Below are 10099 nucleotides of genomic sequence, written 5' to 3' on the forward strand. Positions count from 1 at the left end.
CCATGAATTGAACCAGTTGTTATTACCAGAGGTTCAGTAGGTTCTGTTTCTCTACTAACTAATTCCTGTAAGGCAATTATCAGGTGGGAAGCAACTACAACCGGGTCTACCCCTTCATCAGGATGAGCACCATGAGCTCCAGTTCCTTTTACTTTAATAGTAAATTTATCAGTAGAAGCCATAATTGGACCATAACCAACTCCAATCTGGCCAACTGGGATGTTTGTTCTATTATGTAAACCAATAATTCTATCTACTTTAGGATTTTCTAGAGCTCCTTCATCAATCATTGGCTTCGCACCACCTGGGCCCTCTTCAGCAGGTTGAAAAATAAATTTTACATTTCCTTTTATTTTATCTTTAAACATAGAAATAACTTTGGCAGTACCTAAAGCTATAGCTGTATGAGCATCATGACCACAGGCATGCATTTTTCCTGGATTTTGAGATTTATATTCTACTTCATTTTTTTCCTCAAGAGGAAGGGCATCCATATCAGCTCTAATGGCAATAGTTTGACTGGAAAAATTATTTTTAAGATTGGCCACAACACCTGTCCCGGCCATTTTTTCAACTTCATAACCCCATTTTTTTAATTTTTCAATCACTAAGGCTGAAGTCCTTTCTTCTTCAAAAGCCAGTTCAGGATGTTGATGAATATCTCTTCTCCACTCTATCATTTCATCTTCTATCCCCATTATCTCTTTTTTTATTTCTGCTATCAAACTCATTTTATCACTCCTAATATTCATCGGTTTAATTGTGGATCAAAAATGTCACGTAATCCATCTCCAAGAAGATTAAAACCCATAACTATAAACATAATTGCAAGTCCAGGAAAGGTAGAAATCCACCAGGCATAACGTAAAAAAGCTCTTCCTTCTGCAACCATTGAACCCCAGGCTGGGATTGGTGGTTGAGCTCCTAAACCTAAAAAACTCAATCCAGCAGCAGTTAAAATAGTTATTGAAATCTGTAAAGTTGCCATTACCAGTATTGGTGAAATTATATTAGGTATTATATATTTAACTATAATTCTTAAATCTGTAGCTCCCAGAACTTCACCAGCTTCTACATAATCAGTAGTTTTAGCCTGTAAAACCTGCCCCCTGGTTAATCTGGCAAAAATAGGCATTGTTCTTATTCCAACAGCCAGCATAATCTTATAAAGTCCTGGTCCTAAAATACTGACTATAACCAGGGCCAAAAGCAAGCTGGGAAAAGCAAGCATTATTTCGATAAGACCACTTATTATTCTATCAATTATCCCCCCAAAATAGCCTGCCAATAAACCCAGGATTAGACCTAAAGTCAATCCAATTGCTACTGAAAAAAATCCAATCTGCATAGTAATAGCTGTTCCATGTAATATTCTACTTAATATATCTCTCCCTAAATTATCTGTTCCCAGTTTATATTCAGAAGAGGGAGGATGAAAACGATCGATCATATTCTGTTCTCTATAATCATAAGGAGCAATTTGTGGTCCAATAAAAGAAATAATCAAAGCAATAACTACAATAAAAAGTCCTAAAGTAGCTGATTTATGTCCTAATATTTCCTTGAAAATATTTTTATCACCCATTGTGAATTTTCCCCCTTCCTTTAATCATATTTTATCCTCGGATCCAACATAGAATAAATAATATCAACAATCAGATTAACTATAACAAAGATTATAGCCATTAACATCACAATCGCCTGTACTAATTTATAATCTCTGGCCAAAATTGCAGTTACCCCAAGACTACCTATCCCCGGTAGAGAAAATACTGTTTCTGTAATCATGGCTCCACCTAATAATATACCTAAACTAAGTCCAATAACAGTTACTACTGAAATCAAGGCATTTCTTAGAGCATGTTTAAAAAATACTACTCTTTCTTTTAAACCTTTACTTCTTGCTGTTCTTATATAATCCTGGCCTAATACTTCTAACATATTTGATCTCGTTAATCTGGCCAGTGTACCAGTATAAGCTGTACCTAAAGAAATAGCAGGCAATATTAAATGTTTAAAACCTTCCCAGGTCCAAAAAGGGCCTGCATAACCTGAAGCTGGAAACCAGCCCAATACAAAGGAAAACAATAGTATTAACATTAATCCTCGCCAGAAGCTGGGCATAGAAAGACCAAACAGGGCACCGATCATGGTAATATTATCAATTATTGTCCCTCGAAAAGCTGAGGAAATAACACCTAAAAACAATCCAAAAGTAGTAGCTATTATTAAAGATAAAAAGGCAAGCTGAAAAGTACAGGGAATTCTACTGGCAAGTTCTACTGAAATTGGCCGTTTTGTCCTGATCGATTTACCAAAATCCCCTACTATAGCACCTTTGGCAAAATTAACAAATTGAATATGAAGTGGATCATTTAAACCAAGCAGTTCTCTGGTTTGTTCTACCTGAGCATCTGTAGCTTTAACTCCAGCAGCAATCCGGGCTGGATCTCCAGGAACTAAATGTATCATCAAAAACACAAGAATACTAACTCCAATTATTACCGGTATGGAAAATAATAATTTTCTTAATATATATTGTAGCAAGTCATCCCCTCCTTTACTTAGCTATAAAATGGAAAAGTACCGGGGATATTAATCCCCGGTTTTAAATAAATTATACTCTTCTAATTTGTTAATTCACTAAATTATCATTGTAAAAAATTTTACTATTCAATATAGGCATCTGTATAATCACTGACATATGGTGAATATACATATCCCTTAACTTCTTTTCTGACTCCTTCTAAAAGAGGATTACTTAAAATAGGTATCATTGGCAAGTCTTCTTCTAAAATATCATATACTTTTCTATAAACTTCCTTTCTATCTTCTCTATCAGCTAATTTAGCTGCTTTATCTAACATGTCATCAACTTCCTGATTTGAATAACCTGTGAAATTACCTCTGGCATCTGTTTTTACCAATACATCTAAGAATAAACTCGGTTCACCAGTATTTTGGGACCAACCCATACTACTTAAAGTATATTTTCTATTTGTAAATTTGTCGAGATAACTTCCCCACTCAAGTTGCTGAAGTTCTGCTTTAATCCCAAGCTGTCTTAATCTTTCCTGAACATATTGAGCTATAGTTGACCACTGTCTTTCAGAAGTTGTACTTAAATATTCAATCTCAACTCTTTCTCCATCTTTATATAATTCTTCTCCCTGATAACTATAACCAGCATCTTTTAATATTTCCCTGGCTTTTTCCATATCAAATCCTATAGGATCAGGATTATCTGGATAAGCCCAGCTGGCCTTAGGTACATAACCTTCAGTTCTAATTGCATAATCGCCATGTAAAACTTCCGCCAATTCCTGTTTATCAATACTATAGGCAATTGCTTTTCTTAAAGGTAAATTATCTTCAAAAATTGAATCATTGACCATATTGAACCAGATGTAAAGCACATAAAATTCACTTTCTCCAGTATGCATTACTATATTACTATCATTTTTTAATCTATCCACATTATTATGAGAGATAGATTTTACAACATGGACTCCACCAGTTTGTAATTCTATAAGTCTTGTCATTGGTTCAGGTATAGGTTTAAAAACAAGACCTTCAGGTTTTACTTCTTTACGATGATAATCTTCATTTCTGGATAATCTAACACCACTACCTGGCTGCCATTCTTCAAACTTAAAAGGACCTGTTCCTACAGGATCGGAAGCATAAGCATCTGCTCCTACCTTTTCAAAATGGGCCTTACTTGGAATAAGTCCTCCTGGTGAAAATAGGATTGTATCAATAAATGGGCCATAGCTTCTTTTTAATACAAATTGAACGGTATAATCATCAGGAACATTTATTTCATCAATAATAGAAAACTGTTCAACATAATTTGAAGCAGATTCCGGGTTCATTAATCTTTCAAAATGCCATTTCACAACATTAGCATCAAATTTTGAACCATCAGTAAAGTTTACATCTTCTTTTAGATGAAATGTCCAGACTTTTGAATCTTCACTTACCTCCCAATCATGAGCCAGATTACCTTTGATATTACCTTCTGCATCTCTAATTAGTAATCTGTCATGAATCTGCGAGGAAACTCTTTCTGAAGGAAGATCACTAATATAAGCCGGGTCAAGTTGTTTTATATCCATTCCAATTCCAACATTTATTACCCCACCTTCAGCAAATCCAACTGCAGAAAAAGCAAATACAAGAAAACTCATTAATAAAAATAGTGACAATGTTTTTTTCATTTCTCTTACTCCTCCTTCTCTCTACTTTTTACAGCTTATTAGCTGTAATTACTTATATGAAAATATAAAGGCCTTTAACAGATTACCTTTATATTTATCAACATTTTAATACTTTGAAAACCAATCAAGTGTTTTCTGAAATCGGTGAATAATATGAGATGGTTTATTAAGTAAATGCATTTCATCTTTATAGCGTATAAAAGTAGTATTTTTATTACATCTTTTTAGAGCAGTAAATAATTCTTCTGACTGACTAACAGGACAGCGTAGATCATCTTCTCCATGCAAGATTAGTAAAGGATCATTTATTTTATGGACATAATTTATAGGTGAACGTGAAATTAGTTTTTCTTTAGAATGACAGGATGAACCACCAGTTTCAAATTCTCCAAAAGAATAACCAATATCACTGGTTCCATAAAATGAATAAAGATTGGTAACACTACCACCGGCAGCACCTGCTCTAAACCTGCTGGAATGAGCCAATAAAAGACAGGTTAAATATCCTCCATAGCTCCAACCCATTATATATATCTTATCCCGGTCTGCCCACCCTTTTTTGAGAATATAATCTATTCCCTTTAGTACATCCTGATAATCATTATGTCCCCAATCTTTGACAACTGCTGAGGTAAATTTCTGACCATAGGATTGACTACCACGCGGATTGGCATAAAAAACTGCATAACCTTTAGCAGCCATAATTTGGGCCTGGAGCATAAAAGTACCACCATAGGCAAGATGAGGACCACCATGAACAATAACAACCAGTGGTTTATCATTACTTTTGCTTTCATCTTTATTTAAAATCCAGCCATCTATCCCCCAATTTTGAGCCCCATTATATCTGAATTTTTCTGCTTCATATAACTTAGTTGATCCGATTAAATTATTATTAAGAATTGTTAACTGCTTATTATATATTTCGACATCATTTTCTCTTTTCCTTTTATACATATGCTCAAAATCATCAAAATAAAAAAGTTCATCAGGTTTATTAACTGTAGAAATAACAGCCAGACATTTATTTTTATTTAAGGAAAAAGCTCTTATATTACTTTTTTCATTCCCTAAAACCTTATTTATTTTAATGCTTTTATCCAAACCAGTCAGATCATTTTCTAATATTTTCTTTTTTAAATTAGAAGTCAAATTAAGTTTATATATATAACTACTTCCCTGATCTGCTGCAAGAAAGAATATTTTTTTAGCATCTGCTGACCATTTAAAAGGATGATTATCAAGACAACAATAATTCAGATCAGAATCTACGGATGTACCTACCGGTCTTTCCAGCCTTTCAGTTAAATTAACTATTCTATTTCCTTTAATAGGAAATTCACATTCACACTTAAAAGGTACTAACCAAAGATTATTGGTAGTCGCCCTTCCATATCTATTTTGATGACCGATATATACTAAAAAATCACCATCTTTTGACCAGTCAAGATAGCGAACAGGTCCTCTCCCCTTTAAAATAATTTGAAATTTATCTTTTTTGTAGTCATAATAACAGAGATCATGTTTATAAACTCCTTTTTCTAAATAATCTTCTCTCATTACAGAACAGGCAATTTTATCTCCAGTTGGTGAAAAAACAGGATGGTAGTGATTAAAATTATTGGCAGTAATTTGAGTAATTTTTTGATCAAGTTCTGGATCCTTGACTTCAGCAGTAAATATTTGACTGTATTTTCCCCGGAAAAATCCATAACCATCATATTTATGATATAATTTTTCTACAATTGTTATATCATCTCTTTTTTCTTCTTTAGCTTCATATTCCTGATAGGCAGAAAAAACCACTTTATCTCCAGCTGGAGACCAGACTGGAGGAGAATTGACTTCAAGTTCACCACTTATTTTCCAGGGCTCAGCACCTTTTAAATCAATTATCCAGATAGCTGAATTACCGCTTCTTTCAGAAATAAAAGCAAGTTTATTTCCTTCAGGAGAAAAACGAGGATAGCGATCACAACAGCCAGTAGTTACTGTTCTCAATTTTCCAGTATCCAGATCAATCATTTTTATATTAGTTATACTTCTATCCTTCTCTTTATCCCATTTCTGGACCACAAAAGCTGCTATTTCTCCATCTGGAGAAATTTGAGGCTCATTAGCTAAATTTAATTTATATATATCCTCAGCTTTAAAATCCCTCATTTTATTTTTTGACATTAGATCACTCCTCTTCTTCTCAAGTTTTTTGAATTCTAAATATCAAAAATTTCTCCCAGAATATCTGCAACTCCATTTTCATCGTGATGTCCAGCTATTAAATTAGCCTTTTCTTTGACAGGTTGAGGAGCATTATCAACTGCAATTCCTAGATCAGCCCATTCGATCATAGTCAGATCATTAAAACCATTACCTACAGCTATTACTTTTTTTTGAGGAATATTAAGAGATTTAGCCAGTTTTTCTAAAGCTTCTCCTTTAGATACATCTTTAGCAGTAAATTCAATAAAATATTCTTTTGATTCAGTTATTTCCAGTTTATGACCATAATTTTCTTTAAAATAATCTAAATAATGATACTTTTTTTCCTGGTCTTTTTCTATTAATAAAATTTTGGTAGCTTCACCTTTGTAATTTTCACTTAATTTACCAATAGTTCTCCCTTTAACACCGGCAATTTCTTCATAAATTTCTACACCTTTATTTCTCTCTTTTACATAAAAATCATCACCATAATATAAATTAATATGTAATCCTTCCTGTTCTGCTTCTTTAATAATTGCCTGAACTAAATCAGTTGAAATAGCATGATGAAAAATAACTTTATGACTTTTAGGATCACAAACATAAGCCCCATTATAGGAGATGACTGGAAGATCAATTTCTAATTCTTCTGCATAAGGAAGGGCAGATACAAACATCCTCCCGGTTGCTATTGTTATCTTTTTCCCTTTTTCTTTAAGGGATTTTAGAGCAGATACGGTTTTAGAACTTAATTTATGTTCTTTATTTAAAAGAGTGTCATCTAAATCAAATACAATTAATTCATGTTTCATATTTATCAACCTCACTAAAAATAGAGAGGGGTCTCCCCCCTCCCCTTAATTAAAAGTTTTAATTAACCCCATAATTTTTTGTTTTATTGTTAATTATTTTGAAAAAATTTCTACACTTCCATTTTCACTAAATTCATCAGAAAAAGCATGTACTTCTTTTTTAAGTTCAGCTAATTTTTCATCATTCTCAGCATGTTTTAGAGCTTCAAAAATAAATTCAGCAATTTTTTTCATTTCTTTTTCTTTCATTCCTCTTGTTGTTACTGCAGGTGTACCAATTCTTATTCCGCTTGTCACAAAAGGACTACGAGTTTCATAAGGAATGGTATTTTTATTTAAAGTAATACCTACTTTATCGAGGGCAGTTTCTGCATCTTTGCCTGTGATATCCATATTATTAAGATCAACTAACATTAAATGATTATCAGTTCCACCAGAAACCAATCTCATGCCATAACTCTTAAGTTCAGTAGCAAGTTTTTCAGCATTTTTAATAATCTGGTGTTGATATTCATTAAATTCATCGGTTAAAGCCTCTTTGAAAGCAACTGCTTTAGCTGCAATAATATGCATTAAAGGCCCACCCTGAATTCCAGGGAAAATAGCTTTATCAATTTTTTTGGCATGTTCTTCTTTACAGAGAATCATTCCACCTCTTGTCCCTCTTAAAGTTTTATGAGTAGTAGTAGTTACAAAATCAGCATGAGGAACAGGGTTAGGATGTAAGTCAGCAGCTACTAATCCAGCAATATGAGCCATATCTACCATTAGATAAGCTCCAACTTCATCAGCTATTTCTTTAAATCGCATAAAGTTAATTACTCTTGGATAAGCACTTGCCCCAGCAATAATTAGTTTTGGTTCATGTTCTTTAGCAAGTTTTTCTACCTGATCATAATCAATAATTTCTCTATCTTTAGTTACTCCATAATGAACAACATCATAATAGCTTCCAGACATATTTACCGGACTACCATGAGTAAGGTGTCCACCATGAGTAAGGTCCATAGCTAAAATCTTATCTCCTGGATCTAAAACAGAAAAATATACTGCCTGGTTTGCCTGTGAACCAGAATGAGGTTGAACATTAGCATGTTCAGCATTATATAATTCTTTAGCTCTCTCTCGGGCTAAATCTTCAACCTTATCAACTACCTCACAACCACCATAATATCTTTTATGAGGATATCCTTCAGCATATTTGTTTGTTAAAACAGAACCAGCAGCTTCCATAACTCCCTTGCTCACAAAGTTTTCAGAAGCAATTAGTTCTATATTACGCTGTTGTCTTTCATTTTCCTCATTAATCAAATTAGAAATTTCAGGATCAATTTTGTCAAGATAACTCACAGAAAATCAGCTCCTTTTTATAAACATTATTTAAGATTTTTCTTCTATCATTATATATTATTCTGTAAACATAGTTTGAATCCTGTTTTTTTATACAAAATTTTGTTATTGTTAAAAAAATTTTAGCAATAGAAAAAGCCGAAGCAAAAGCTCCGGCTTTTTTAATAAAAATTTTGGTGGATTAGGCAGGACTAATAGCATCTACAGGACAAACATCAACACAGGCTGCACAATCAATACAGGTAGCAGCATCAATAACATACTGAGTATCTCCCTGGCTAATAGCATCTACAGGACACTCTGATTCACAGGCACCACAGGAAATACAATCAGAAGAAATTTCATAAGCCATATATATTTCACCTCCATTAATATTATGGTTTATAATTGTTAAATAGTTACACTCTGTACTTATTATAACGTTGCTTAATATTATTGTCAATAAGTTTAAGCTCTAATATTTTCCCTTAGATAATCATAAATTTTTCTGGCTGTTTTTCCACTAATTCCTTCAACTTGCTTTAATTTAGTGATATTAGCTTTTTTAATCTCACCCAAAGAACCAAAATGACGTAAAAGCGCCTTTCTTCTTTTTGGTCCAACTCCTGGAATTTTATCCAGCAAACTATGGGTTAAACGGCGAGAACGTAATTTACGATGATAACTCACTGCAAAGCGATGAGCTTCATCTCGAACTCTCTGTAATAACTGTAAAGCTGGTGAGCGATGTGATATAATTATTGGTTCTGATTTATTCGGTTTAAAAATTTCCTCTTCTTTTTTGGCCAGACCAATTACTGGCTGATCTTTTAAATCTAATTTCTCCAGAATCTCATAGGCAGCACTTAATTGTCCCTTTCCTCCATCTATTAAAATAAGGTCAGGCAATTTTCTATCTTCTTTGAGTAGTCGATTGTATCTTCTCTCAATAACTTCCTGCATACTGGCAAAATCATCAGCTCCTTCCACAGTCTTTATTTTAAAACGTCTATAATCCTGTTTGGAAGGTGTTCCCCCTTTAAAAACAACTAAAGAAGCAACAGAATCTCTACCCTGAATATTGGATATATCAAATCCTTCAATATGTTCTGGAGGATTATCCATTTCAAGTTCAGCCTGTAATTCTTTTATCGCCTGTTCAGTCTGTTTTTTACGATATTTTTCTCTTATCTCTTCTTTTTTGAGATTTTGTTTGGCATTCCGCATTGCCATCTCAATTAAACGTTTTTTATCCCCTTGAACCGGTTTCTGTACTTTTACCTTTCTCCCTTTTTTCTGTCTTAATCTTTGAGCAAGAAGTTCAGCTGAATCTATTTCTGTATTTAAAAGCACTTCATCCGGTATCTGGGGAGCCTGTTCATAATATTGCTGTAGAAAAGATCCCATTATTTGTTCTACATTTTCCTCAGCCACCCCTTCTAAAATAAAGTGTTCCTGTCCCATTAGTCTTCCATTTCTTACAAGTAAAAGTTGAACACAGGCCTGATCTTCCTCACCCTGGGCTACAGCCATAAT

At 33.5% G+C, this 10099-nt stretch carries 9 protein-coding genes; all 9 read right to left on the bottom strand.

The genetic code is table 11. The features are described from left to right. Nucleotides 1-731: amidohydrolase (locus VJ881_11600; protein HKL76700.1), on the bottom strand; the 731-nt coding region annotated here is incomplete at its 3' end. Between the two features lie 17 nt (nucleotides 732-748). Beyond that, a complete protein-coding gene (locus VJ881_11605) occupies nucleotides 749-1585 on the bottom strand; it encodes an ABC transporter permease (protein HKL76701.1) in 837 nt (278 codons plus the stop codon). Between the two features lie 20 nt (nucleotides 1586-1605). Further along, nucleotides 1606-2547 (bottom strand): ABC transporter permease, encoded by a 942-nt coding sequence (locus tag VJ881_11610; protein ID HKL76702.1) that lies wholly within the window; start codon nucleotides 2545-2547, stop codon nucleotides 1606-1608. 122 nt (nucleotides 2548-2669) lie between these two features. After that, nucleotides 2670-4220 carry an ABC transporter substrate-binding protein gene (locus VJ881_11615; protein ID HKL76703.1) on the bottom strand — a complete coding sequence of 517 codons (1551 nt, stop codon included), beginning with the start codon at nucleotides 4218-4220 and terminating at the stop codon, nucleotides 2670-2672. 105 nt (nucleotides 4221-4325) lie between these two features. Further along, complete coding sequence (locus VJ881_11620) at nucleotides 4326-6398, bottom strand: S9 family peptidase (GenBank protein HKL76704.1); 2073 nt, start codon at nucleotides 6396-6398, stop codon at nucleotides 4326-4328. 35 nt (nucleotides 6399-6433) lie between these two features. Next, nucleotides 6434-7234 carry a Cof-type HAD-IIB family hydrolase gene (locus VJ881_11625; protein ID HKL76705.1) on the bottom strand — a complete coding sequence of 267 codons (801 nt, stop codon included), beginning with the start codon at nucleotides 7232-7234 and terminating at the stop codon, nucleotides 6434-6436. Nucleotides 7235-7327: 93 nt separating this feature from the next. Then, nucleotides 7328-8584, bottom strand: a complete 1257-nt coding sequence (glyA, locus tag VJ881_11630; GenBank protein ID HKL76706.1) for a serine hydroxymethyltransferase — start codon at nucleotides 8582-8584, stop codon at nucleotides 7328-7330. 181 nt (nucleotides 8585-8765) lie between these two features. Then, nucleotides 8766-8936 (bottom strand): 4Fe-4S binding protein, encoded by a 171-nt coding sequence (locus VJ881_11635; protein ID HKL76707.1) that lies wholly within the window; start codon nucleotides 8934-8936, stop codon nucleotides 8766-8768. A 95-nt stretch (nucleotides 8937-9031) separates the two neighbouring features. Then, nucleotides 9032-10099 (bottom strand): excinuclease ABC subunit UvrC (gene uvrC, locus VJ881_11640; GenBank protein ID HKL76708.1); only part of this gene is annotated, 1068 nt, incomplete at its 5' end.

It is taken from the genome of Halanaerobiales bacterium (assembly GCA_035270125.1).
Lineage (GTDB): Bacteria > Bacillota > Halanaerobiia > Halanaerobiales > DATFIM01 > DATFIM01.

Coding starts and splice junctions, on each gene's coding strand:
- VJ881_11605 (HKL76701.1), bottom strand. CDS start 1,585: ATGGGTGATAAAAATATTTTCAAGGAAATATTAGGACATAAATCAGCT.
- VJ881_11615 (HKL76703.1), bottom strand. CDS start 4,220: ATGAAAAAAACATTGTCACTATTTTTATTAATGAGTTTTCTTGTATTT.
- VJ881_11620 (HKL76704.1), bottom strand. CDS start 6,398: ATGTCAAAAAATAAAATGAGGGATTTTAAAGCTGAGGATATATATAAA.
- VJ881_11625 (HKL76705.1), bottom strand. CDS start 7,234: ATGAAACATGAATTAATTGTATTTGATTTAGATGACACTCTTTTAAAT.
- VJ881_11635 (HKL76707.1), bottom strand. CDS start 8,936: ATGGCTTATGAAATTTCTTCTGATTGTATTTCCTGTGGTGCCTGTGAA.